Annotated in this window: 24 protein-coding genes; 12 read left to right on the top strand and 12 right to left on the bottom strand. The window is 64.7% G+C overall.

Features of this window, described 5'->3' with window-relative positions; translation table 11 throughout:
• The first annotated feature begins 428 nt into the window (after nucleotides 1–428).
• Together FJV43_RS25680 and FJV43_RS25675 are read left to right on the top strand one after the other, a co-directional pair.
• The gene (locus FJV43_RS25680) at nucleotides 429–629 is read left to right on the top strand and encodes a DUF2158 domain-containing protein (protein ID WP_239621850.1); all 201 of its coding nucleotides are present in this window, start codon (nucleotides 429–431) and stop codon (nucleotides 627–629) included.
• A gap of 1,067 nt (nucleotides 630–1,696) precedes the next feature.
• Entirely contained in the window at nucleotides 1,697–1,996 is a 300-nt protein-coding gene (locus FJV43_RS25675) for a hypothetical protein (protein WP_183240544.1), read from the top strand.
• A 236-nt stretch (nucleotides 1,997–2,232) separates the two neighbouring features.
• On the opposite strand, the gene FJV43_RS25670 is transcribed toward FJV43_RS25675, so the two are convergent.
• From FJV43_RS25670 to FJV43_RS25655, 4 genes are all read right to left on the bottom strand, one after another.
• Nucleotides 2,233–3,204, bottom strand: coding sequence for an ABC transporter substrate-binding protein (locus FJV43_RS25670; RefSeq protein WP_239621849.1), 972 nt, complete (start codon nucleotides 3,202–3,204; stop codon nucleotides 2,233–2,235).
• Between the two features lie 891 nt (nucleotides 3,205–4,095).
• Nucleotides 4,096–4,296: a hypothetical protein gene (locus FJV43_RS25665; protein ID WP_239621848.1), complete on the bottom strand. Its 201-nt coding sequence runs from the start codon at nucleotides 4,294–4,296 to the stop codon at nucleotides 4,096–4,098.
• A gap of 445 nt (nucleotides 4,297–4,741) precedes the next feature.
• Nucleotides 4,742–5,014: a type VI secretion protein gene (locus FJV43_RS25660; RefSeq protein ID WP_239621847.1), complete on the bottom strand. Its 273-nt coding sequence runs from the start codon at nucleotides 5,012–5,014 to the stop codon at nucleotides 4,742–4,744.
• A gap of 647 nt (nucleotides 5,015–5,661) precedes the next feature.
• Nucleotides 5,662–5,907, bottom strand: coding sequence for a hypothetical protein (locus FJV43_RS25655; protein ID WP_239621846.1), 246 nt, complete (start codon nucleotides 5,905–5,907; stop codon nucleotides 5,662–5,664).
• 325 nt (nucleotides 5,908–6,232) lie between these two features.
• On the opposite strand from FJV43_RS25655, the gene FJV43_RS25650 reads away from it, so the two are divergent.
• From FJV43_RS25650 to FJV43_RS25635, 4 genes are all read left to right on the top strand, one after another.
• Nucleotides 6,233–6,448, top strand: a complete 216-nt coding sequence (locus FJV43_RS25650; protein WP_028182326.1) for a dodecin family protein — start codon at nucleotides 6,233–6,235, stop codon at nucleotides 6,446–6,448.
• A 160-nt stretch (nucleotides 6,449–6,608) separates the two neighbouring features.
• Entirely contained in the window at nucleotides 6,609–6,914 is a 306-nt protein-coding gene (locus FJV43_RS25645; RefSeq protein ID WP_239621845.1) for a hypothetical protein, read from the top strand.
• Nucleotides 6,915–7,072: 158 nt separating this feature from the next.
• Nucleotides 7,073–7,249: a hypothetical protein gene (locus FJV43_RS25640; protein ID WP_239621844.1), complete on the top strand. Its 177-nt coding sequence runs from the start codon at nucleotides 7,073–7,075 to the stop codon at nucleotides 7,247–7,249.
• A gap of 30 nt (nucleotides 7,250–7,279) precedes the next feature.
• The gene (locus FJV43_RS25635) at nucleotides 7,280–7,615 is read left to right on the top strand and encodes a GcrA family cell cycle regulator (RefSeq protein ID WP_345946101.1); all 336 of its coding nucleotides are present in this window, start codon (nucleotides 7,280–7,282) and stop codon (nucleotides 7,613–7,615) included.
• Nucleotides 7,616–7,751: 136 nt separating this feature from the next.
• On the opposite strand, the gene FJV43_RS25630 is transcribed toward FJV43_RS25635, so the two are convergent.
• The 4 genes from FJV43_RS25630 to FJV43_RS25615 all read right to left on the bottom strand — a co-directional run bounded on the left by FJV43_RS25630 (nucleotide 7,752) and on the right by FJV43_RS25615 (nucleotide 11,245).
• The gene (locus tag FJV43_RS25630) at nucleotides 7,752–9,428 is read right to left on the bottom strand and encodes a hypothetical protein (protein ID WP_239621842.1); all 1,677 of its coding nucleotides are present in this window, start codon (nucleotides 9,426–9,428) and stop codon (nucleotides 7,752–7,754) included.
• Between the two features lie 311 nt (nucleotides 9,429–9,739).
• A complete protein-coding gene (locus FJV43_RS25625; RefSeq protein ID WP_239621841.1) occupies nucleotides 9,740–10,510 on the bottom strand; it encodes a sulfite exporter TauE/SafE family protein in 771 nt (256 codons plus the stop codon).
• Between the two features lie 133 nt (nucleotides 10,511–10,643).
• Complete coding sequence (locus FJV43_RS25620) at nucleotides 10,644–10,931, bottom strand: antibiotic biosynthesis monooxygenase (RefSeq protein WP_061029095.1); 288 nt, start codon at nucleotides 10,929–10,931, stop codon at nucleotides 10,644–10,646.
• An 11-nt stretch (nucleotides 10,932–10,942) separates the two neighbouring features.
• Nucleotides 10,943–11,245, bottom strand: a complete 303-nt coding sequence (locus tag FJV43_RS25615) for a monooxygenase (RefSeq protein WP_239621840.1) — start codon at nucleotides 11,243–11,245, stop codon at nucleotides 10,943–10,945.
• A gap of 119 nt (nucleotides 11,246–11,364) precedes the next feature.
• On the opposite strand from FJV43_RS25615, the gene FJV43_RS25610 reads away from it, so the two are divergent.
• Entirely contained in the window at nucleotides 11,365–12,318 is a 954-nt protein-coding gene (locus FJV43_RS25610; RefSeq protein WP_239621839.1) for a LysR family transcriptional regulator, read from the top strand.
• Between the two features lie 150 nt (nucleotides 12,319–12,468).
• On the opposite strand, the gene FJV43_RS25605 is transcribed toward FJV43_RS25610, so the two are convergent.
• The 4 genes from FJV43_RS25605 to FJV43_RS25590 are packed head-to-tail and all read right to left on the bottom strand — an operon-like array spanning nucleotide 12,469 to nucleotide 15,278.
• The gene (locus FJV43_RS25605; RefSeq protein WP_239621838.1) at nucleotides 12,469–13,722 is read right to left on the bottom strand and encodes a CCA tRNA nucleotidyltransferase; all 1,254 of its coding nucleotides are present in this window, start codon (nucleotides 13,720–13,722) and stop codon (nucleotides 12,469–12,471) included.
• Nucleotides 13,723–13,732: 10 nt separating this feature from the next.
• The gene (locus tag FJV43_RS25600; protein WP_239621837.1) at nucleotides 13,733–13,996 is read right to left on the bottom strand and encodes a DUF6111 family protein; all 264 of its coding nucleotides are present in this window, start codon (nucleotides 13,994–13,996) and stop codon (nucleotides 13,733–13,735) included.
• Entirely contained in the window at nucleotides 13,993–14,664 is a 672-nt protein-coding gene (locus FJV43_RS25595; protein ID WP_239621836.1) for a CoA pyrophosphatase, read from the bottom strand. Before FJV43_RS25595 ends, FJV43_RS25600 begins: the two co-directional genes overlap by 4 nt.
• A 2-nt stretch (nucleotides 14,665–14,666) precedes the next feature.
• Nucleotides 14,667–15,278, bottom strand: a complete 612-nt coding sequence (locus tag FJV43_RS25590; protein WP_239621835.1) for a DUF1285 domain-containing protein — start codon at nucleotides 15,276–15,278, stop codon at nucleotides 14,667–14,669.
• A 271-nt stretch (nucleotides 15,279–15,549) separates the two neighbouring features.
• Between FJV43_RS25590 and FJV43_RS25585 the strand changes: the two genes are divergently transcribed.
• The 5 genes from FJV43_RS25585 to FJV43_RS25565 are packed head-to-tail and all read left to right on the top strand — an operon-like array spanning nucleotide 15,550 to nucleotide 22,544.
• Nucleotides 15,550–16,548: a MoxR family ATPase gene (locus tag FJV43_RS25585; protein WP_028181301.1), complete on the top strand. Its 999-nt coding sequence runs from the start codon at nucleotides 15,550–15,552 to the stop codon at nucleotides 16,546–16,548.
• Entirely contained in the window at nucleotides 16,548–17,492 is a 945-nt protein-coding gene (locus FJV43_RS25580; protein WP_239621834.1) for a DUF58 domain-containing protein, read from the top strand. Before FJV43_RS25585 ends, FJV43_RS25580 begins: the two co-directional genes overlap by 1 nt.
• Nucleotides 17,489–20,302, top strand: coding sequence for a DUF4159 domain-containing protein (locus tag FJV43_RS25575; RefSeq protein WP_239621833.1), 2,814 nt, complete (start codon nucleotides 17,489–17,491; stop codon nucleotides 20,300–20,302). The genes FJV43_RS25580 and FJV43_RS25575 overlap by 4 nt, the downstream gene beginning before the upstream one ends.
• Nucleotides 20,299–20,484: a hypothetical protein gene (locus FJV43_RS25570; RefSeq protein WP_239621832.1), complete on the top strand. Its 186-nt coding sequence runs from the start codon at nucleotides 20,299–20,301 to the stop codon at nucleotides 20,482–20,484. Before FJV43_RS25575 ends, FJV43_RS25570 begins: the two co-directional genes overlap by 4 nt.
• A complete protein-coding gene (locus FJV43_RS25565; protein WP_239621831.1) occupies nucleotides 20,481–22,544 on the top strand; it encodes a hypothetical protein in 2,064 nt (687 codons plus the stop codon). The genes FJV43_RS25570 and FJV43_RS25565 overlap by 4 nt, the downstream gene beginning before the upstream one ends.
• Nucleotides 22,545–22,628 lie beyond the last annotated feature (84 nt).

The raw sequence follows: 22,628 nt of genomic DNA, 5'->3' as shown, positions 1-22,628 counted from the left end.
GCAGGCAAGTCCGGCCTTCATACCGGTGGGCTCGAAGACGCTCGAACCACTCGCGGACTATTGGAAGGCACGCGCATTCTTGCGGCGGAGCGGCGCCATTTTCGCACGCACCCGCTCGACCAGGATCCCCTGACGGCACGCTGCTCACGAAGTACAATCTCGATTGCGCCTCCGAAGCCAATCTTCCGCAGTCCAAGCGGGCGATCTACAACGGCGGCGATCCCGGACGCCTCAGCGAGGAACACTGCAACGACCCCACGCCCAATGGGATGAAATCCTGCGTCGATCTCTGTGCCAGGCGGGCGGACGGCGCGATCGATCCGTTACCGCGACGCGCCCGCGGAATTTGCCGGAACGCGCAGCCGGCGTGATCGGCATGTCATGACGGCCTGTTAGCCTCACGGCCGATCAACCCGAAAGGACAATCCATGGAATTGAAAGCCGGCGATGTGGTGATGCTGAAATCCGGCGGCCAGCCGCTGACCGTCGCGGAGGTGAAGGCGGACGAGGTGCTGTGCCTGTGGATGGGCATGGAAGGCGACCTGTTCCGCGAGACGCTGCCGCTGGCCGTGCTCGTGCAGGTGGAAGAGGATGATGATGAGGAGGAGGACGACGACGAGGAGGAGTAGGCGCGCCTGACACGGCATCCTCGTTGGAACGGAGCGTTCCGCTGCGACGCTCCGCTTCTCTGCCAACAGCAGTGCAGCAGAGGACATCGCTCGATGTCGCAGGAGGGCCGGAAGCGGACATCGCTGATCTGAGCCTGCAAGCGTGTCCGGCCCGAGCCTCACCTTCCTTTCCGATTCAGTATGATGCAGCTCGCGCCAAGTGCAGCGCGGCTTCGATACCGCCATCCAAGATCTGCTGCGCTTCGGCAACGTCGGGCACGGCCCGCGCAAACTGTAGCGTGCTCACCATGAGGCTGAAGATTGCCATCGCCCGGCGGTGGTTCGCCGCGGAATCTGCGCCGGGTAGCTCAGGGCGGCTTTGATCCCCGTTCGGTAAGAGCAAACCAATTTTTTCCGCCTACATTGAACTGCCTGGCGAACTCCTATTCGCAAGATGCCTCGCGGTTAGCGCACGCGCTCAATGCAGTCGGGATTGATGATTGCCACGAGCCAAGAGGACATGGAGCGCCTCAACAACGACGTGACCAGCATTATCAGGCAATATATCGCGCAACGTCATTGAACCCTCTACACGACATGCAAACCATAGCGCACCCGCGGTAAGCGTTACATGCCTCACTTTCCGGACCTCGACGAGGTGGGCGGACACTTCGCTGATGGGCCATTTTCGGACTCATGCAGTGCAGCAAAATGCCTTTACTTGATCGTCTCATCGGCGGTCGTGCCCAACGTTCTCGTATCGTCAGTCACGCGGCTTAAGTCTCGCGGCTCCCAACGTCACTGAGGTACTTTTCGTACTCTGCTCGCGAGAGCAGATTGCCTTCTCGCTCGACGCGAGCGCGGTCCTTCGCGGGTACACGCCCGAACAGCTCAGGTCTTGATATCGGCCCACCGGTTTTAGCCAGTAACGATGTGCCGAGATACGGCAGCGTTACTGTCTCTTGCGAACCCTGAACCAAAATCAATCGATGAAGACAAACCTTCATCGAGATTGCATTGGGGTTCGCTCCCAAAGGTCACTCGATACATGCCTCTTGGACATTTTACATCGCTAAGGAGGTAGTCCCATGCCGATCGTTCAATTCACTCGCTTCAAAACCGACAAGCCCGAGGAAATGACCAAGGTTGTCGGGCGGGCGAAGAAAATCTTCGAAAAACACGGCGCCGAATTTCTTCGGCTGTCCCGTTTCCACACTGGCCATTGGGCAGGAGAGTTGCTGGTTGCGACGCGCTACGCCAATTGGGAGGTCTACGGCAAAGTGCAGGAGGCCGTGGCAAAGGACCCGGAGTTCGCGCAGGTGATGGCTGACGGATTGAAGATTGCCGAACTACAGGGCCGTAACATTGCTGTTAGCATCGATCTCTAGTCCGGGCGCCACCCGGCGACAAAGAGCGCGGAGGCCGCTGGACATATTGCCAGCGGCCTTTTTTCAATCTTGGGCGCCCTCGCCGACCAATGTCCGCTTCGGGTCCAAAAGCGGTAGTAGAGGCGAAGTCAGCCCCGCGTCCGGTTCACCACTGACAGCCGACGTGAAGATGGGCGCCTCGTGGTTCGGCTTGGGGGCCATGACGGGACTCCCTGCACCGCAGCAACACGGCGCCTCTACTCGATCACCTCATCGGCGCGGACGAGTAGCGAGGGCGGCACGGTGAGGCCGAGCGCCTTGGCGGTCTTCATGTTGATGACCAGCTCGAATTTCGTCGGTTGCTCTACCGGTAGGTCGGCAGGCTTGGTGCCTTTGAGTATCCTGTCGACGAGACTGCCTGCACGGCGGAACAGATCGGCTGTATCCGCGCCGTAGACGGACAATCCGCCATTGGCGTAGACTTGAAACAAGTAGTTTGCGGGCAGACGATGTTTCGCGGCGAGTGCGATTATTCGCGGAGCCTCGACATAGGTGAGCGGATCACCGAAATCAATTATCGCATCGGCATTTTGGGCAGAGGCCGAAGCAAAGGCGCTGTCGAGTTCCTCGGCCGTGGCCGCTTCAACTGTCAGCAGCTCTATGCCGAGCCTCCGCGCCATGTTGCGTGTCTCTTCCACCAGGTAGAGCATTGGGTTCTTTGGATTGATCAAGATCGCGATTTTCGAGGCGCCGGGCACGAGCTCGCGAAGGATCTCGACACGCTTTCCGAAGAAATCTTCAGGCACGTTGGTGGTAATACCCGTTATGTTGCCACCCGGTCGCGATAGACTTTGCACGAGGCCGAGGCGGACGGGATCAGCCACGGCCACGAATACGATCGGAATGGTGGCGGTTGCCGATTTCAGGGCTAAGGCGGCTGGAGGTCCCGCCGCGACTAGTACATCGGGATTGAGAGCCAGCAGGTCGGCAACTGAAGCTGGCAATCGATCGGGAGGATGAGAGAAGCGGAATTCGATAATCAGGTTTCCATCCGCCCAGCCGTAGCGTCGAAGCCCATCAAGGAATACACGCTCGGCTGGATTAAGGGCCTGCCCGCTCCCATCACCTATGGCAAGAAAGCCGATGCGACGAGGCTTCCTCTGCGCCCACAAACGCCGAGGCGAAACGAGCAACACAGCAGTCGCCGCTATGAACTTCCGCCGCTTCATTTGATCCTCATCAGATGTTGAGGACGCCGGGCGCGAGAGTATCACGTCTTGATAGTGGTCGCACTCACTGCGGGCATAGGGTCGCAGCTCCGCTAGGGTCACAAGTGGCGGCTGTGGTGAAACCACTCCCGCGATCGGACTACCGCCGACATGACGGTGGGCGCCTCGTTGTTCAGCCAGGATCCACCAGCTGATCCATCAAAGCTGCACACGCGACGGCCATCTGATCCGCGCCTTCGGCGCCGGAAAGCGCGCGTGCCTGCTTCGCAGCAGGGCAAGCGGCGAGATCTAAGACGGTTGCGAGCTCCGGCGCGCTGACTGGTGCAGACTACCGCTGCAATAGACGGCCGACCTGTCAGCCTCCAGCAATTCGATGGCGCATCGGATCATCGAAAGGCTGAGCGCGTCCATTCCCGGCGATATCAATCGGCGGAACTGTTCGATCTCATTGTCGATCTGGTCGCACTTGTTGCACATGTGCATCCCGCGGCGTGCAGGCGGGAGCAACGAGCTCTCAGTCACCCATAGCAGCCCAGGAATTCGAAAAGGTGATGGAGCTTAAAGCCGATCTCCCGGCGGCGTTCCGCGAGAGCCGTATGAAAATCGCTTCCGGCCTCCAGACGTTGCATCGGGCGGCTTGCCGACGCACGCAAAAACGCCGCCCGCTTGAAATAAAGCGCAGGCGGCGTCCTTCCAGCCCCGGGAGGGTGAGAGTAAAATCCCGACAAGAGTTAGTCGCCGCGTTGCGCGCCAAGGTTCATCACATCGGGCCATGGCGCGACCTAAAAAGCGATGTGATCAGGATGAATCGTCATCGCGCTCCAGGCTATCGTTTGAGCAAGATCCCTTTCGCAGAACCGATGCACACGTCTCCGGATCATGCTGCAAATCTCAACCTGGCGGCTGCAGTCCCGGCGAGGTCAGCCACTTGTTGACCTCTCCGGCGGCATCGATCTGCCGGGCTTTTCGCAAAAGCTCGGTGCGGCGGATGCCAAGGGGCATCCCTTTGGCCTGCTGACGAAGGTTGAGTGCCTCTTGCGCCAGGCGGTATTCGAATGTCGATGTTGGTTCCGGGGATCGGCGAGCCGACATGTTTGATGCTCCGCTGCGGGGTTGAGCGGGAGCGCAACTCGCGTTCACACCACCGGTAAATGCTGCGGGCCGCTCGGCGGTAGCGAGACAATGCTCCCTTATCTGCTGGATAGCGAGCGCTTTGTTTCGCGTCGCGCGGGAACCCATCTGCAGATGCACGGGTTTGCCGCTATTGAATCAATTCTCGTCGCTTGAAGTCTCGTTTGAACGATCGACCCGGACCTCTCTAAATTCCGTGGGCCCATCAAGCAGGTGCTGCTTTCTCGTCGATTGGTCCTTCGAGCTCGCGGAACCGTCGGCCCTGTCGTCCAGTGCCGCACCGGCCAGATGAACCGCGCGCTTTCGTTGGCGAAGCACGCGGCTCCCCTTCGCATCTTCTTTCGTCATCCAGCTGGCCCTCTGAATTGGAGCGCGACGTTCAGAAGCGCGCCGCGGTCGGTGCCACTCAGCAATCGCGGCAAATATTCTTCAGCTTCGCGGCGGTTCGGGCTTCTTCGGCGAGAAACGGGTCCTTGTAGCCGGACGACGAATCGACGGTAGTTTTGGCGGGCCGCCCCGTTTTTGGAGGAAAAGCCGCATCGTAACAGGAGAGGCGCGCGTTGGCGCTTTCGATCGCACGGCAGTTCGGCTCCGCGGCAAGAGCTGCAGGCGTGGATGTGCCCAGCGCCGATGCCAGCAAAAGCGCCGCGATCCATGTGCCTAGTCGAGCCATCTTCATGCTGAACACTCCATCGCTATTTGGTTCCGCTCGCCCAAACGGGGCGCTCGCCGGTCCAGGCCGGTAGAGCATCCCATTCGGACCAGCGCATCCTGCGCTCCTCGCCTCCGACCCTGACGAAAACAAAGGGAGCATCGTCCCGACCGGTTTTCGAACCCACGAAAATCGCCGGAACGCCGTAGGCATCCCTGATCACTGCTGTATTTGCCATTCCCGCCTCCTGTCTCGGTTCACGCCCTGGCTCGAGTCCTTGCTTGAAAGCGGCTCCCATTGAACGGACCTGCCGCTCATAGAACGGCCACGATCGCGATCAGCAACACGAGGAAGATCGGCACCAACAGCGGTGGCACCAGCCACTCACGAATATCGAATTTGACCTGATTGGACATCTGACCGCCTTCTTTCGGGTGGAGGCGGGAGCGCAAAGCTCTCAGTCACCGATAACAGCCACGACGCGTGCGGTGATGCCGGCTGTGTAGCACCCCACTCACCAACTAGCGAGGCCAATCTTGGCGATGGTCGATTGCGACAGGGGTTGCTTCGAGTGACGTTGCGCCCACTGCAACAGGCAATCTCCTGGCTTCCGGTGAACTTGATCGAACGCCAGGTTCCACCCCTGGCAATGCATGTTGCCGCTCTCTACCCGGCTAAGAACGTGCTCCGGGCTCGCTCAGCGAAAAGCGCATGCGAAGCAAGGTCTCTCTTGCTTCATTCGTGACGACCATTTGCCATTCCAGCCCGTTGGGATATTTCGGCGCCAGATCTCTCAGGCAATGTCCTGCCATGGTGATCGCCTGCATACGCATGTCCTCCCAGGAGGAACAAAGGGTTCCTTCTTCATCAACGATGAGCTTGCCGTCCATGACCGTGAAGAAGTAACGCGTGCTGGCCATGTTCGCTCCCTTTCCATCAGGCGGGAGCGCACGCATCTCTCAGCCACTGAACGCCTGGGGTTCACTGCGCAGTGATGGTTGTAAACTAGGCCAGAGCATCTTCGTTCGAAAGAGAATAGAAGCTGGCTCCCGACGACAGTCAGCACGCGCGGAGCGGGTGGCGATTCCATGTGGGCGTCCGTTGGGAGCTGCAACGACCAGTTCCTCCTTGGGTCAAGCAGGAAAGTGACAGCCAATCAGACCCTTTTCGGCGTCATCTCCAGAGACGTATCAGCGTCGAGATGGCGATGCTAGATTTCCTGCTCCTGCCCAATAGGAGGACCACATGCCCGATAGCGTCTACAAGGTCATTGAACTGGTCGGTACCAGCACGGACTCATGGGAGAAGGCAGCCGCCAATGCGGTCGAACGAGCTGCAAAATCTCTCCGAGATCTTCGAGTTGCAGAGGTCGTCAAGCTCGATATGCAACTGGATGACAAGGGGAAGATCGAGGCCTATCGCGCCAAGCTCAACGTATCGTTTAAGTTCGAGGGCTCCTGAGCCTCGGCACCTCGCCCCCACTTGCGGGGCGAGGATGGCTCATTGGAAAGGACGCGTTGCGCGGCGCCCGGCCGGACGATGTCGCCCGTATCGAAAGTTGCCCTAGTCCGACCGGGACGATATGCTTTGATGCGAGGGGCGTGTGGCGCGTGGTGGCCCCATGTATATGGTCATTCGCAAGTACATCAGGGTTCGTTCGGTCGCGGACGCCGCGCGTCGCGCCAAGAGCGGCGTCGGTGAGATCCTGAGGCAATCGCAGGGATTCAGATCCTACCATGTGATGGACGCGGGCGACGGTGTCGGTATCGCCGTGATGATATTTGATGACCGCGAAAGCGCCAACGCAGCGAACGCCAAGATACTTGCGTTTGTTCAGGCGAGTCTGCATGACCTCGATCTTGGGGTTCCCGAAGTCACCACCGGCGAGGTCTTGGTGGACATAGAGCAAAATGGGCTTCGGGTTTGAAGTAGCCCCAAACGTCACAGTTGCGTGGTGGGTGCGGCCGTTGCTCGCGTAATCGACCTGATGTCATCCTCGCGCCCGCAACGATCGCGCCCTGGACATACGCGCACCGCCCGGCGGGAATATTCGACGGCGCGTGCTTTTCGAGGAGCAGCAACGACATGAAGCAACACACCTCCGAAGCATCTTCCACCACAGCGAACGGCTGGACACCACTCATGCTCATGGGCGTCGTGATGCCGCCCCGGGATCCCGATGAAGACGAGGAGGACGAAGACGACGATGAGGAAGGTGATGCTGACGAACCGGCGGTCGTGCGCGAGCCCGACGAAGACTAGACTAGCCCGCGTCCGGCAGTCGGCGCTATAATGTCTCTCATGAGCTGGGATGCAAAAGACATAGCGCTTCTCAAGAGGCTCTGGTTCGAAGGACAGAGCGCGGCGCAGATTGCGCGCCGTCTCGGCTGCAGTCGCAACGCGGTCTGCGGCATGCTGACCCGTCTTGGCCTGAAGCGCGGCCATAAGTCGCCCACGGCACGGCCCAAGATAAGGCCGGCCCCGAAGCTGAGGCCGTCGTCGGCCCCCTGCCCCCGTCCGGTCACACAGAAGGTGTCGTCAAGGACAACGGAGAGGCAGCAGCCCAAGGAATTCAGCAGGCAGCAGCTTTACGCCATTCTGGCTGAAGCGGTCAGAAACACCGGCTAAGCGACACACCACGAGCGTCCTTGCGCTCCGTGAGTGTCTTGGCCCAGCTCGATGGGTTCGGCCGTCCGTATCTTCCCAAGCCTTCGTCGGCTTCGGGCCGCGGGTGAGCCCGTCAGCAAGCCAATGCATCTCGTCTTCAGGCGAATAGGAAGTCGTTTGCTGTGAGCGAACCTGCGAAGTTGTGCAGAGTCACTTGATCCGCTCCCGCGGTGACGAGGGTGTCAGTTCCGGATTGGGTGATGACCAGATCGTCGAATGAGTGCACGCCCGCCACATTGCTGAACTTGATCTGATCATGCTGGTTTTGGCTGAAGTCTTCGATAGTGTTCTGGGTCCCGACTGTCGCCGGGCCATCGTCCTTGAACACGAACAGATCTCGGCCGCCATCAGCGTCGCCTAGCAACAATCCGTCACCCCACATCGCATTGCTGACTGTCCCGCCGGGGGCCGCGGTTCCCGCGAACAAGATATCGTCGCCGCCTTCGGCGCAGCCGGACATCGATTCCGCATCACCAAAGAGAATGTTGCTCGCCGAGCCAGTGCCGAAGTTGCTGCCGCCGACAAGAGTATCGTCGCCGCCCTCGGCGCAGCCGGACATGGATTTCGCGTCACCGAGAAGAATGTTGCTCGTCGAGCCAGGACCGAAGCTGTCGCCGCCTGCGAAGGCGTCGTTGCCGCCCTGAGCGCGGCCGGACATGTCGCCGCCCGCGTCGCCGTAGAAGGTGGTGGAGCCTGTAAGGGAGCTGTTGCCGCCCGTGAAGGTGTCATCGCCGCCCCGAGCACGGCCCAACATGTCGCCGCCGGCATCTCCGTAGAATGTGTTGATCGAGTCGTTGCCTCCGCTGAAAATGTCGTTGCCGCCCCAAGCATGGCCGGCCATGTTGCCCCCCGCATCGCCATAGAACGTGTGAGAGGAGAGGACGCCGCCGGTGAAGCTGTCGTTGCCACCCTGAGCATGGTCGGACATGCTGCCGCCCGCATCGCCGTAAAAAGCGTTGGAGGCCTTGCTGGAGCCCGTGAAGGCGTCGCCCCCGCCCTGAGCGTGGCCTGACATGTTGCCGCCCGCATCGCCATAGAAAGTGTTGGATGAGGGAACAGGGAAGTCGATGGTGCCCGCGAAGATATCGTCGCCGCCCTGAGCACAGCCGGACATGTCGCCGCCCGCATCGCCATAGAAAGTGTTGAAGGAGAAGGCGCCGCCGGTGAAGGTATCGTTACCGCCCCGAGCGTGGCCCGACATGTTGCCGCCCGCATCGCCATAGGAAACGTTGGAGGTGAAGGCGCCGCCCGTGAAAGTGTCGTTGCCGCCCCGAGCATGGCCGGACATGCTGCCGCCCGCATCGCCGTAGAAAGTATTGATGCCGCCACCGCTGCCGCCCGTGAAGGTATCGTCGCCGCCACGAGCATGGCCGGACATGTCGCCGCCCGCATCGCCATAGAAAGTGTTGGTAGCGGGGCCGGTTCCGCTGAAAATGTCGTTACCACCCTTACTGTGATCGGACATATCATCGCCCGCGTCGCCGTAAGCGGTGTTGCTCGGTGAAGCGAACGTGAAGGTATCGTCGCCGCCACGAGCAAGATCGAACATGCCGCCGGCCGCATCACCGTAGAAGGTGTAGTGGATGAGGGCGCCCTCCGCAAACGAGGGTCCCGTAAAGGTGTCGTTGCCGCCCCTCGAAGAATCGAACATGCTGCCGCCAGCATCCCCGATCAGAATAGTTTTGGTTGGATCACCCGCGAGGACGTCATCGGTGCCCCATTGATGATTGGTCAGATCACCAGGGGTAAATGGAACGCGCTTAAACTTGAACATGGCAAGTTCCCCGCGATTCAGATTACCACCTCAGAACGCGCATGATGCTCAAATCGGAGCGGGATTATTGACGAAGGTCAACTCGCGGGGGCGTCTCCGCAATTCCATCCGCGCTAGAGCGTTCTCCAGCGAATTACATCCCGGCTCGCTCGAAGGATAAAGCGTCTCCGTTCCGATCCATCGGGGCGGAAACCGCTTCAGGCCAACCAAGCGGCCGAGGACGGCCAAGCCGGGCGGCTTCCGGCTTGTGCTCGGGGCCGACGTCTGCGGGTACGATGGTCCGGTGCGAACGCCAACTGAACCGGCGTCATCTACGCGACGAGCTGTCTCGCCGCGGCCGAGATCATCACCAGCCCGCCCGTGATGACCGCGACGTCCAGGATCGCGGCGTGGATGTGCACCGGCATCCGTTCGACGACGGCCTTTGCGAGAAATGCGCCGGGGATTGCGATGCCGCCGATCAAAAGTGCGAAGGCGAGCACCTGCGCCGTCACGGCGCCGGCGAGGCCGAACACCGAGATCTTGATGAGGCCGGTGCCGAGCGAGATCATCGCATCGGTCGCGATCACGGCGGCGCCTTCGAGCCCCGTGGCCATCAGGAGCGACAGCAGGATCACGCCGGAGCCCGAGGTGCCGCCGACCAGCACGCCGTAGCCGACGGAGCCGGCGGCGAGGCCAGTGTCGCCGATCCGCACGCTGCGCCGACGCAGCACGCGGCGCAGCGGCACGCTCAGGATCAGCATGGTGCCGATCACGAGCGCCGCGCCCGCACTGGTCAGGCGCGTATAGCCGTAGGCGCCGAGCGCCGTCGTCAGTGCCGCGCAGGCGAGCACGATCAGCGCGCGGCGGCGGTCGGCGTAGCGCAGATAAGCGATGGCGCGGCTGAGATTGGTGAACATCGCGGAGATCGCGATGATCGGCACCACGGGCTCGGCGCCGACCAGCGGCACCAGCACCAGCGGCATCAGGGCGCCGGTGCCGTAGCCGGCAAGACCACCGATGATCGAAGCAAACAACGCCATCGTTGCCACCAGCAGGAGCTGCAGAAGCGAGATGTCAGCGAAGCCTGAGACGATGGTCAATTTTTCTGATCGCGGCTAATTCGAGCCGCAGCCTGATCTGCGATGGAAGCGAGCACGGCCTCGTCTAGTGGAGAATCCGCGGCAAGGCAACCGCCGAGGCACGCGGCGGCCGAACCGGCCGCCGCGTCCGGCGTCATGCGGCGAACCGGCCCGCCCTGATGACGGGGGTGAACCGCGGGCGGCCCTTGGCGCCGCCTTTGGCCATCGTCGCCGGCACCGAGGCGTCGGATCGAAAGGCGTCGCAGGCCGCTTCGTCCCGCCAGTCGATCAGGACGATCACCCTGTCCGAGCCATCCGATGCGAACAGCACTTCGGCCCCGAGGCTCCCATGCGCCTCCCGCTTGCTGCGGCCGTCCGTTGCGAAGATGGAAAGAAAGCGCGCGAGATCCTCGATCTCGACTTCGGCAATGGTCGTGTACATCGCTTGCCCTCTCACAGCGGCGCGCGCGTCATGCGGGACAGCGGCAGATTGAGGCTGAAGGACGAGATCACCGGGTCGGTCACGCCGAAGGCGGCGAGACGCGGCCGATGCTTGACCACATAGGCTGCGGCAGCTTCCGGCGTCTCGAACAGATAGACGCCCCCCGCGCGGCCCGCACTGCGGTTCTCGACCCAGAGCTTCCAGATCAGCCCGGGCTGGGCCGCGATGTCGTCCGCAAGATCGCGGCAGGCGATTTGAAGATCTTCGCCCCACGGCCCATCGAACGCGAAGTCGAATTGCAGCAATGTCCTCATGTGGTACCTCTTGTTCGCAATCGCCCGATCGGGCTCGCGCAGCGGTCTATGTCGCCGTCACGTTTGCGAGAATTCACCGTCTGGTAGGATCGATGCTGACTGGGAGTGTGGGATAGGCCATGGATACGCTGAGCAGCATGCGTGTTTTCGTGCGGGTGGTTGAGCTCGGCGGCTTCAACGCGGCGGCGCGCGCCTGCGCGATGTCGGCCGCGATGGTGGCCAAGCATGTCGGTCATCTCGAGGAGCGCACCGGAGCCCGGCTGCTGGACAGAACCACCCGGTCGGTCCGGCCGACGCCGGAGGGGCAACTCTATCTCGACAAGGTGCTCGCGATCCTCGAAGCCGTCGACGAGGCGGAGGGCACCGTGGGGGCTGAGAACCGGGAGTCGCGTGGGACGCTCCGCGTGACGGCGCCGGTCGAGCTCGGCCAGGACCACCTGGCGCCGCTGCTCGTCGATTTCATGTCGCGGCATCCCGGCATTGCCGTCGTCGCCGACCTGACGAACCGCCCGGTGGATCTCGTGCAGGAAGGCTTCGACATGGCGATCCGGGTCGCGCCGTCGCTCGACACCGCGCTGATAGGACGCAAGCTCGCGACGACCCACTTCCACGTCGTGGCAAGCGCGGACTTCCTGGCCCGACACGGCGTTCCCGACACGCCCGAGATGCTCTCGGCCTTGCCCGCGCTGACCTTCTCGCAGCCCGCACCTCGTCTCGATTGGTCCTGGCGCCGGCGTGAGATGCAGGGGAAGGTCAGGATGACCGCCCGGCTCGCCTCGACCAGCGCCGATACGTTGCGCAAGGCGGCGGTGGCGGGGCTTGGCGTCTCGTGGCTTCCGTCATTTGTCTGCGGCAGGGACATCGAGGCGGGCCTGCTGGTCCCGATCCTGGAGGATTGCGACTGGGGCAGCCTCGGCGTGCATGTCCTGTACCCGCATCGGCGTTTCGTACCGAGCCGGCTCCGCCTCTTCATCGACTTTCTTGCAGAGAGCCTCGGTGACGATCCCTCGGGCGACCCGTGGGCGCCCCGGTCGGACCGAAGCGTTATGCGTGCAGGAAGGCGGTCGGCCTAAAGCGGAATGGCTTTAGTTGAATCGATCGCCGCGGGCCTTTCACCTCTCTTCCGCTTGCGGAAGAGGTCGGCGCGAAGCGCCGGGAGAGAGAGTGCACCTCCGTCGTTGTAGCAATCAAGATTCATCACCGCGGGGGCTCGGCACCGAAGGTCACGTTTTCTGATCGCGGCGGATTCGCGCCACAGCTTGATCGGCGATGGAAGCGAGCGCGGCTTCCTCCAGCGGAAAATCCGCCGCGAGCCAGGCGTCCTCGGCGAGCGTCAACACATGTCCGAGCGCGGGTCCTTCGGACAGACCGCGCGCGATGAAGTCGGCGGCCTTGAGCGGAAATTTCGGTGCGGTCCAGCGCTGCGGCAGCTCGGCGAGCGCCCGCCAGCGCGACGAGGCGACGTCGCCGCCGTTCCTCGCCCAGCCCAGCAAGACGCGATCGTGATAGCGCTCGGCACCGAGCCGGTAGAGCAGCCGCCGTGCATCGGCTTCATCCTTGGTGGCCAGGCGCCACCAGCGGTGCCCCATCGAATCCAGCGCCTTGGTTTCGGCGTTGGAGAGACGCAAGCGCACGGCAACGCGCTTGGCGTCTTCGGTGACGGCGACCGACAGCGCGGCCAGGCGTCGCGTGCTGCTTGGCGCGAGCCCGAGCTCGCGCTCGATCGCGATCATCGTCGCCAGGGGGCCCGTATAGACGACGCCGATCAGCGCCTGCAGCAATCCGCCCTCGGCCATTGCCAACACCGCCGCGGCTGCGCCGCCGGCCACCAGCAATTTCAGCATCTCCATGCGCACCCGCTCGGCCGAGAGGCTAGCCAGGCCCGCGCGCCCGCGGATGCAGGCGAGATAGCCGTCGCGGTCGGGCTCGCCGGCACCAAAAGCGGCATGGATGCGGAAGAAGCGCAGGATGCGCAAATAGTCCTCGGCGATGCGCTGGTCGGGATCGCCGATGAAGCGCACGCGGCGGGCTCTCGCATCGGCGATGCCGCCGACATAGTCGTACACGACACCATCAGCATCGACCGACAAGCCGTTCATGGTGAAGTCGCGCCGCTCGGCATCCTTCACCCAGTCGCGGCCGAACGCGACCCTGGCCTTGCGGCCGAAGGTCTCGGTGTCCTCGCGCAGCGTGGTGACTTCATAGGGGTGTCCGTCGATCACCAGCGTGACGGTGCCGTGGTCGATGCCGGTCGGCACGCCCTTGATGCCGGCGGACGCGGCACGCCGCATCACCTCGTCCGGCAGCGCCGTGGTCGCGATGTCGATGTCGCCAGGCAAGAGACCGAGCAGCGCATTGCGGACGGCGCCGCCGACCACACGCGCCTCCTCGCCGTCGGTGGCGAGCAGTTGCAGGACACGCGCGGTCCCGCCTGCGGTCAGCCAGGGCGCATGGGCAAGCAGCGGCTCCGCGCTCATCGGTCGGCCCCTATTTTTCCGTGCCCGGCACGAGCTTGCCGTTCTCGACATGGGCGGGAACGTAGGTCGAATCCGGCGGCGCGCCGGAGAAATGCGCAAGACCGATCAGGCCCGCGATGACGAGCACGATCGCCACCAGCGCGAGACGCGCGACGATCGCGACCGGCCAGGAGGATCGCGCGAACAGGCCGGACCGCGTTGCGGCCAGGAACAGCGCATAGACGGCAAAGGGGATGAGGAAGATTCCGATCTCGGTCAGAATCGTCCGGATCATGATGAATAGATCCGCTCATACAGCACACGCAACATTCCGGCCGTCGCACCCCAGATGTAGCGTTCCGCGAACGGCATCGCGTAATAGGATCGCGCCATGCCACGGAATTCCTTGCTGTGCACCTGGTGGTTCACCGGATCCATCAGGAAGGATAGCGGCACCTCGAACGCATCATCAACCTCGGAATGGTTGATGGTGAGCGAAAATCCGGGCCTGACCCTCGCGACCGTCGGCAGGATGCGGAAGCCGAAGGCGGTGCCGTAGAGATCGAGATAGCCGAGCGGCTCGACGAAGTCTCTGGACAGCCCGACCTCCTCCTCTGCCTCGCGCAGCGCCGCATCCAGCGGGGAGGAATCGGTCGCATCGATCTTGCCGCCGGGAAACGCGATCTGGCCGGCATGGTCGTTGAGATGGGCCGAGCGCTGCGTCAGCAGGATGGTGGGCTCGGGATGGTCGACCACCGCGATCAGGACCGCCGCCGGCCGCACCGGCTGCTCGCGCGCGATGATCTCGAGCATCTTGTCGGTGCCGGGATCGCCCGAGGCCGGGATGATGTTCGGATCGTACAGGCCCGGCGGCACGTCGAAGCCTAGCTTCGCCCGCGAACGGGCGAAGAAATCCTCGGCTCCCATCGCGACGGGCGCGTTCGTCAGGATAGGCTTGTTCAAATTCAAAGCGCGGCCCTCACCTGCTCCGCATCGGCCATGGCGAAGAACTCGCCGGCCGACTCGACGCCGAACATCGGCTGGCCATCGACCATCCGCTCCTCGCCCATGTCAACCAGATCGTAATAGAGCGCCCTTGTGACCTTGGCCCAGAGATCGGCGCGGACGTGCAAGTAGGGTGTCAGCCCGCCATCCGGTGCCTGCTCGAAACGCAGCCGGTGCGCGGCATCGCAGGTGACCCAGTCATCGACATTGGTGCGGAAGCGCAGCACGCGATTGCTGCCCTCGCCGTCCTTCTGCATCTCGACCGCCATGAACGGCGCATCGTCGACGCGGATGCCGACCTTCTCCACGGGCGTGACCAGGAAATGCTTGTCGCCCTCGCGCTTGAGGATGGTCGAAAACAGGCGGACCAGGGCAGGACGTCCGATTGGCGTTCCCAAGTAGAACCAAGTACCATCGGACGCGATTCGGATGTCGAGATCGCCGCAAAACGGCGGATTCCACAGATGCACCGGAGGCAGACCCTTTTTGGCGCCTTCGGCATTGGCAGCGCTTTTGGCGGCCGCAGTCAGCCCCTCGAGACCGCGATCGGCGCTCTGCCCTTGGTTCGCCATGGTTTGCCCTGACTCTGTGATTGGCACGATTGGTGCAGGTCTACGTTGTACTCGGGTGTGCGGTTCCATCCGGAATAGTCCGGTGTGGAGGTCGCCACTTCGTGATGCCGTACATACCCCGAAGCCGATAAGGTGGGGATAGGTTAATTCAACGAATACATGGCCTTCCTGCAAGTCTAGCATAGGGCCCATGACGTGACGTGATGACCCGACGTGACGTGGTGACGTGACGATGCAGGCAAGCCGCGTGGCAGGCTGAAGGAGCGAGCGAATGGCGGAGAGTGTCGAGAAACTCGAGGACGGGATCGTCCGTTCGGCCGAGCAGGTGTCGAGCCAGATTCGCGCCGCAAAGGAAGCGATCGCCTCCGTCATCTTCGGCCAGGATCGCGTGATCGAGAACACGCTGGTCACCATTCTCTCCGGCGGCCATGCGCTCCTGATCGGCGTGCCGGGCCTCGCCAAGACCAAGCTGGTGGAGACGCTCGGCGTCACGCTCGGTCTCGACGCCAAGCGCATCCAGTTCACCCCCGATCTGATGCCGTCCGACATTCTCGGCGCCGAGGTGCTGGACGAGAGCACCGCGGGCAAGCGCGCCTTCCGCTTCATCGCCGGTCCCGTGTTCGCGCAGCTGCTGATGGCCGACGAGATCAACCGCGCCAGCCCGCGCACCCAGTCGGCGCTCTTGCAGGCGATGCAGGAGCAGCACATCACCGTTGCCGGCGCGCGACACGATCTGCCCAAGCCGTTCCACGTGCTCGCGACGCAGAACCCGCTGGAGCAGGAAGGCACCTATCCGCTGCCCGAAGCCCAGCTCGACCGCTTCCTGATGGAGATCGACGTCGACTATCCCGATCGCGATGCGGAGCGCCGCATCCTGTTCGAGACCACCGGCGCGGAGGAGACGCTGGCCAGGGGCTCGATGACCGCGGATGCGCTGATCACCGCGCAGCGGCTGATCCGGCGCCTGCCGGTCGGCGATTCCGTCGTGGAGGCGATCCTGTCGCTGGTACGCTCGGCCCGCCCGGGTCCGGACGCCGGCGAAGCCGGCAAGTTCATCGCCTGGGGACCCGGCCCGCGCGCCAGCCAATCGCTGATGCTGGCCGTACGCGCACGTGCGCTGATCGACGGGCGCCTCGCGCCCTCGGTCGACGACGTGCTCGACCTCGCCGAACCCGTGCTGAAGCACCGCATGGCGCTGACGTTCCAGGCGCGCGCCGAAGGCCGCACGATTCCGGACGTGATCCGGCAATTGAAGACACGGATCGGTTGATGGCAGCGGAGAACGGGCGCGCAGCGAAGGAAACACTGGCGATCCGACGTGCCGATGGCGAAAGTCGCACGCTCGCCGCTTCGCTGCCGCGTCTGGTGCTCGAGGCCCGCCGCATCGCTGCCAACGTCATCCACGGCCTGCATGGAAGGCGCCGCGCCGGCGCCGGCGAAAATTTCTGGCAGTACCGCCGCTTCGTCTCCGGCGAGCCGTCGCAGAATGTCGACTGGCGCCGCTCGGCGCGTGACGACCATCTCTATGTCCGCGAGCTCGAATGGGAAGCCTCGCACACGGTCTGGATCTGGCCTGACCGCTCGCCCTCGATGGCGTTCGCCTCGAAGACCGCGCGCGAATCCAAGCTCGAGCGGACCCTGATCGTCGCCTTCGCGCTGGCCGAGCTGCTCGTCTCCGGCGGCGAGCGCGTCGGCATTCCCGGGCTGATGGCGCCGACCGCGAGCCGCAGCGTCATCGACAGGATGGCGCAGGCGATGCTGCATGACGATGCCGACCGGCTGAGCCTGCCGCCGTCCTTCGTGCCCGCGGCGCTGGCCGAGATCATCGTGCTGTCGGATTTCTGGTCGCCGATCTCCGAGATCAGGACGATGCTTGCAGGGCTCTCCAGCTCCGGCGCGCACGGCACGATGGTGCAGGTCGTCGATCCCGCCGAGGAGTCGTTTCCCTATTCCGGCCGCGTCGAGTTCGTCGAGCCCGAAGGCTTTGGCGTGATCACCGCCGGTCGCGCCGAGAGCTGGGCGCAGGACTATACCGCGCGGCTCGCCCTGCATCGCGACCAGATCCGCGCCGAGACCAACAAGCTGGACTGGCTGTTCACGACGCACGCGACCGACCGCTCGGCCGCCGAGCTGCTGCTGTTCCTGCATGCCGGCATGCAGGTGAGCAAGTCGGGCGCCCGCACCACGACGATCAAGGTGGGGCCGGCCGCATGATGGGATTGCCGCTCGCCTTCACCCAACCGCTGCTCCTGATCGGCCTCGTCAGCCTGCCCGTGCTGTGGTGGCTGCTCCGCGTGATGCCGCCGCGGCCGCGCCGCATCGAGTTTCCGCCGACGCGCCTACTGTTCGACATCGCCCCCAGGGAGGAGACGCCCTCGCGGACGCCGTGGTGGCTGACGGCGCTCCGCCTGCTCGCCGCCGCGCTGGTGATCTTCGCCGCCGCCGGCCCGATCTGGAATCCGCAGACAGGCGCCGCCGGCAGCAGGGCGCCGCTGATGATCATGTTCGACGACGGCTGGAGCGCCGCATCGCACTGGGACGTCAGGATCAGGACCGCCGACGAGCTGATCGCCAATGCCGACAACGACGGCCGCGCCATCGCTCTGGTGCCGCTGTCGGAGCCGAACCGCGACATCACGCTGATGCCGGCGGGTGCGGCGCGCGTGGCGCTGCGGCAACTCGCGCCGAAGCCCTATTCGATCGATCGCGTCGAGACGCTGGCCGCGGTCGACCGTTTCCTCAAAGTCACAGGCGACTGCGAGATCGCCTGGCTCTCCGACGGCATCGACACCGGCCGCGGCGAAGACTTCGTGCAGGGCCTCGGCAAGACCATCGGCGATCGCAGCCTGACCGTGTTCGAAGGCGGCACCTCCTCGCCGCTGGCGCTGGTCGCGGCCGAGAACGCCGCGGCGAAGATGACGGTGAAGGTGCTGCGCACCGACAGCGGCATCGCGGTCGGCACCGTGCGCGCACTCGACCAGAAGGCCTCGCCGATCGGAGAAGCGCGCTATTCGTTCGGCCCGCAGGACAAGGAGACCGAAGCCGCGTTCGATCTGCCGGTCGAGCTGCGCAACGACATCACCCGGCTCGAAATATCCGGCGAGCGCTCGGCCGGCGCGGTGCAGCTGCTCGACAAGCGCTGGCGCCGCCGCGCCATCGGCATCGTCTCGGGCTCGACCAGCGAGACCGCGCAGCCGCTGCTGGCGCCGACCTTCTATCTCACCCGCGCGCTGGCGCCGTTCGCCGACGTCCGGCTCGCCGACAAGGGCTCGCCGCAGCAGGGCATCACACAATTTTTGGACCAGAAGCTGCCGATGATCATCCTCGCCGATGTCGGCACCATCTCCCCCGAACTCCGCGAGCGCCTCAATGCCTGGGTCGACCAGGGCGGCGTGCTGGTGCGGTTCGCCGGCCCCCGGCTGGCGCAGGCCGAGGACGACCTCGTGCCGGTCAAGCTGCGCAAGGGCGGTCGGACGCTCGGCGGCAGCCTGACCTGGGAGAAGCCCCAGCATCTGGCCTCCTTCGCGGCCGACGGCCCCTTTGCCGGCGTCGTGGTCCCCAAGGACGTCACGGTGAGTCGCCAGGTGCTGGCCGAGCCCGACGCCGTGCTCGCCACCAAGAGCTGGGCCTCGCTGGAAGACGGCACGCCGCTGGTGACCGGCGAGCATCGCGGCAAGGGGCTCGTCAGCCTGTTCCACGTCAGCGCCGACATGCGCTGGTCGGACCTGCCGATGTCGGGCACCTTCGTCGAAATGCTGCGGCGGGTGGTCGACATGTCGGGCTACACCGCCAAGCCCGGCGCCGGCGTTGCCAGCGAGGCGACCGCCGAGACGGTGGCGCCGCTGCACATCCTCGACGGTTTCGGCGCGTTCGGCCCGCCGCCGGCGACCGCAAAACCGCTGCCTGCCGATTATCGCGATCGGGCCACACCCGATCATCCGCCGGGCTTCTATGGTCCGGCAGAAGGACCGCTTGCCGTGAACACGCTTGCTGCCGCCGACCGCATCGCGGCCCTGAACACCGCGAGCCTGCGCGCCCGGCACGCCACCTACACCAATGCCGAACCGCGGGATCTGCGCGGCTGGCTGCTGTCCACCGCGCTCGCGCTGTTCCTGGTCGACGCCCTCATCGTCGCGGTGCTCGGCGGCGGGATTGCCGCGCTGCTGCGCCGCCGCGCCGCGCCGGCAATGATCGTGTTCGCACTGGCGCTCGCAGGCCTGATGTCGTTTGCGCCGACGCCGGCGCGCGCCGACGGCGCCGCGGACGAGTTCGCGATGAAGGCGGTATCGCAGACGCGACTCGCCTATGTCGTGACGGGCAATGCCGACGTCGATTCCATCGTCAAGGCGGGGATGAACGGGCTGACGCTGTTCCTGGCCCAGCGCACCGCGCTCGAGGCCGGCGATCCCGTCGGCATCGACCCGGCGCGCGACGAGCTCGCCTTCTTCCCGCTGATCTACTGGCCGATCGTGCCGGGCGCACCGAAGCCGCCGCAGGACGCCATCAACAAGATCGACGCCTACATGAAGCAGGGCGGCACCGTGCTGTTCGACACCCGCGACGCGATCGAGGCGCCGCCCGGCGCGAACGGGGCGTCGCAGACCCCGGGCATGCAGACGCTGCGCGAGATACTCTCCTCGCTCGACGTGCCCGAGCTCGAGCCCGTGCCGCGCGAGCACGTGCTGACCAAGACCTTCTATCTGCTGCGCGATTTCCCCGGCCGCTTCACCGCCGGCCAGACCTGGGTCGAGACGCTGCCGCGCGAAGAGGACGAAGACAGCGCGCAACGGCCGGCGCGCGGCGGCGACGGCGTCTCGCCGATCATCATCACATCGAACGATCTCGCCGGCGCCTGGGCGGTGCGGCCCGACGGACAAGCCATGCTGCCGGTGACCGGCGGCGACGCCCGCCAGCGCGAATTCGCCTACCGCGCCGGCGCCAATATCGTGATGTACACGCTGACCGGCAACTACAAGGCCGACCAGGTGCACGCTCCGGCGCTGATCGAACGGCTGGGGCAATGATGCGAATGTTGAATCGCGACATCCGCAAGAACGAAGCCGTCATGGCCGGGCATAGCCGCCCGAAGGACGGCGTCGCTTCGCTCGCCTACGTCCCGGCCATCCACGCCTTGCCACGCGGCATGAAGAACGTGGATGCCCGGGACAAGCCCGGGCATGACGATGCCGAGAGAGTGACGCCATGAACTACGGCATCGCATTCACGCCACTTGTTCCCGCGATCGTGCTGTGGCTCGCGCTCGCCGCGATCGTCGTCATCGCGCTCGTGCTGCTGCTGGCACGCGCACGCGGCGCCGCGGTGCGCGTGGCCGCGCTGGCGCTGGTCCTGCTGGCGCTCGCCAATCCCTCCTTCACCCGCGAGGACCGCGATCCCCTCACCTCGGTGGCAGCCGTCGTCGTCGACAAGAGTCCGAGCCAGAATTTCGGCAACCGCAACCGTGAAGCCGCCCAGGCGCAGGAAGCGCTGGTCGACAGCCTGAAGAAGATCAAGGGCCTCGAAGTCCGCGTCGTCGAGGCCGGACAGGCCGACGGCGAGACCGACGGCACGAAACTGTTCGGCGCCCTCGCCTCGGCATTGGCGGACGTGCCGGTCGACCGCGTCGCCGGCGCGTTCCTGATCACCGACGGCCGCGTCCACGACATCCCGGCGAACGCCGCCGCGCTCGGTTTCCAGGCGCCGGTGCACGCGCTGGTCACGGGGCAGAAGGACGAGCGCGACCGCCGCATCGCGATCACGGCGGCACCGCGCTTCGGCATCGTCGGGCAGACCCAGACCATCAACTACCGCCTCGACGACCAGGGCGTCTCCGGCGAGCGCGCCAGGGTCACGATCCGCCGGGACGGCGAGGTCATCAACGAGCGCACGCTGGGAAGCGGCCAGAGCGCCAGCGTCGACGTCGACATCAAGCACGCCGGTCCGAACATCGTCGAGATCGAGGCCTCGCCGCTCGAACGCGAATTGACGCCGGTGAACAACCGCGCCGTCGTCGCCATCGACGGCGTGCGCGACAAGCTGCGCGTGCTCCTGGTCTCGGGCGAGCCGCATTCGGGCGAGCGCACCTGGCGCAATCTGCTCAAGTCCGACGCCAGCGTCGACCTCGTCCACTTCACCATCCTGCGCCCACCGGAGAAGCAGGACGGCACGCCGATCAACGAATTGTCGCTGATCGCGTTTCCGACGCGCGAGCTGTTCCAGCAGAAGATCAACGAATTCCAGCTGATCATCTTCGACCGCTACGCCCGCCAAGGCGTGCTGCCGATCGCCTATTTCGACAACATCGCGCGCTATGTCCGCTCGGGCGGCGCGGTGCTGGTCTCAGCCGGGCCCGACTACGCCTCCAACACCAGCATCTGGCGCACGCCGCTGGATTCGGTGCTGCCGGCCGAGCCGGTCGGCGTGACGGAAAAGCCGTTCTATGCGCATCTGTCCGACATCGGCAAACGCCATCCGGTCACGCGCGGGCTGGAGGGCTCCGCCAGCGAACCGCCGCGCTGGAGCCGGTTCTTCCGCACCGTCGACACCCGCAATGCGGTGAACCCGCCTGTCATGACCGGCGTCGACGGCAAGCCGCTTCTGTTCCTGTCGCGCTTCGGCGAGGGCCGCGTCGCGCTGCTGCTCTCCGACCACATCTGGCTGTGGGCGCGCGGCTATGAGGGCGGCGGACCGCATCTCGACCTGCTCAGGCGGATGTCGCACTGGCTGATGAAGCAGCCTGATCTGGACGAGGAAGCGCTGCGGCTCCAGGTGCAGGGCAAGGACCTCGTCGTGGTGCGCCAGACCATGGCGGACAGCGTCCAGCCGGTGAGCGTGACCTCGCCATCGGGCGTGTCGCACGACTTGACGCTGGCGGCTGCCGATCCCGGCGAGTGGCGCGCCAGCCTGCCGGCGAACGAGCTCGGCCTGTGGCAGGCCACCGACGGCACGCTGAAGGCGCTGATCAATGTCGGCCCGACCAATCCGAAGGAGTTTTCGGAAGTCACCTCCACGGTCGATACGCTGAAGCCGCTGACGCAGGCAACGGGCGGCGACGCCGTGCGCGTGGCCAATGGCTCCAGCGTCGAGCTGCCGCGCATCCTGCCGGTGCGCTCAGCCAGCGTCTTCCATGGCGACGGCTGGATGGGCGTGCGGATGCGCGACGCCAGCGTGGTGAAGGGCGTCGGCGTGCTGCCGATCTTCTCCGGCCTGGTCGGCCTGTTGCTGCTGCTCGGCGCGTTCGCCGCGACCTGGGTCCGCGAAGGGCGCTAGTTGCCCGAACGACACATCGGACAGGCCGACTGCATGCGCAGCCCCGGCTCGCCGTTGACATCTGCAGACCGATCGAGCGATGTT

The organism is Bradyrhizobium sp. I71 (genome assembly GCF_022354745.1).
Classification (GTDB): domain Bacteria; phylum Pseudomonadota; class Alphaproteobacteria; order Rhizobiales; family Xanthobacteraceae; genus Bradyrhizobium; species Bradyrhizobium liaoningense.
The sequence above is the reverse complement of the archived record's forward strand: the minus strand, read 5'-3'. Positions and strand labels throughout refer to the sequence as shown.

Coding starts and splice junctions, on each gene's coding strand:
- FJV43_RS25650 (WP_028182326.1), top strand. CDS start 6,233: ATGCCCGATAGCGTCTACAAGGTCATTGAACTGGTCGGTACCAGCACG.
- FJV43_RS25635 (WP_345946101.1), top strand. CDS start 7,280: ATGTCTCTCATGAGCTGGGATGCAAAAGACATAGCGCTTCTCAAGAGG.
- FJV43_RS25600 (WP_239621837.1), bottom strand. CDS start 13,996: ATGATCCGGACGATTCTGACCGAGATCGGAATCTTCCTCATCCCCTTT.
- FJV43_RS25655 (WP_239621846.1), bottom strand. CDS start 5,907: ATGGCCAGCACGCGTTACTTCTTCACGGTCATGGACGGCAAGCTCATC.
- FJV43_RS25565 (WP_239621831.1), top strand. CDS start 20,481: ATGAACTACGGCATCGCATTCACGCCACTTGTTCCCGCGATCGTGCTG.
- FJV43_RS25580 (WP_239621834.1), top strand. CDS start 16,548: ATGGCAGCGGAGAACGGGCGCGCAGCGAAGGAAACACTGGCGATCCGA.
- FJV43_RS25585 (WP_028181301.1), top strand. CDS start 15,550: ATGGCGGAGAGTGTCGAGAAACTCGAGGACGGGATCGTCCGTTCGGCC.
- FJV43_RS25675 (WP_183240544.1), top strand. CDS start 1,697: ATGCCGATCGTTCAATTCACTCGCTTCAAAACCGACAAGCCCGAGGAA.
- FJV43_RS25630 (WP_239621842.1), bottom strand. CDS start 9,428: ATGTTCAAGTTTAAGCGCGTTCCATTTACCCCTGGTGATCTGACCAAT.
- FJV43_RS25610 (WP_239621839.1), top strand. CDS start 11,365: ATGGATACGCTGAGCAGCATGCGTGTTTTCGTGCGGGTGGTTGAGCTC.
- FJV43_RS25680 (WP_239621850.1), top strand. CDS start 429: ATGGAATTGAAAGCCGGCGATGTGGTGATGCTGAAATCCGGCGGCCAG.
- FJV43_RS25665 (WP_239621848.1), bottom strand. CDS start 4,296: ATGTCGGCTCGCCGATCCCCGGAACCAACATCGACATTCGAATACCGC.
- FJV43_RS25645 (WP_239621845.1), top strand. CDS start 6,609: ATGTATATGGTCATTCGCAAGTACATCAGGGTTCGTTCGGTCGCGGAC.
- FJV43_RS25575 (WP_239621833.1), top strand. CDS start 17,489: ATGATGGGATTGCCGCTCGCCTTCACCCAACCGCTGCTCCTGATCGGC.
- FJV43_RS25590 (WP_239621835.1), bottom strand. CDS start 15,278: ATGGCGAACCAAGGGCAGAGCGCCGATCGCGGTCTCGAGGGGCTGACT.
- FJV43_RS25670 (WP_239621849.1), bottom strand. CDS start 3,204: ATGAAGCGGCGGAAGTTCATAGCGGCGACTGCTGTGTTGCTCGTTTCG.
- FJV43_RS25570 (WP_239621832.1), top strand. CDS start 20,299: ATGATGCGAATGTTGAATCGCGACATCCGCAAGAACGAAGCCGTCATG.
- FJV43_RS25620 (WP_061029095.1), bottom strand. CDS start 10,931: ATGTACACGACCATTGCCGAAGTCGAGATCGAGGATCTCGCGCGCTTT.
- FJV43_RS25615 (WP_239621840.1), bottom strand. CDS start 11,245: ATGAGGACATTGCTGCAATTCGACTTCGCGTTCGATGGGCCGTGGGGC.
- FJV43_RS25660 (WP_239621847.1), bottom strand. CDS start 5,014: ATGAAGATGGCTCGACTAGGCACATGGATCGCGGCGCTTTTGCTGGCA.
- FJV43_RS25640 (WP_239621844.1), top strand. CDS start 7,073: ATGAAGCAACACACCTCCGAAGCATCTTCCACCACAGCGAACGGCTGG.
- FJV43_RS25605 (WP_239621838.1), bottom strand. CDS start 13,722: ATGAGCGCGGAGCCGCTGCTTGCCCATGCGCCCTGGCTGACCGCAGGC.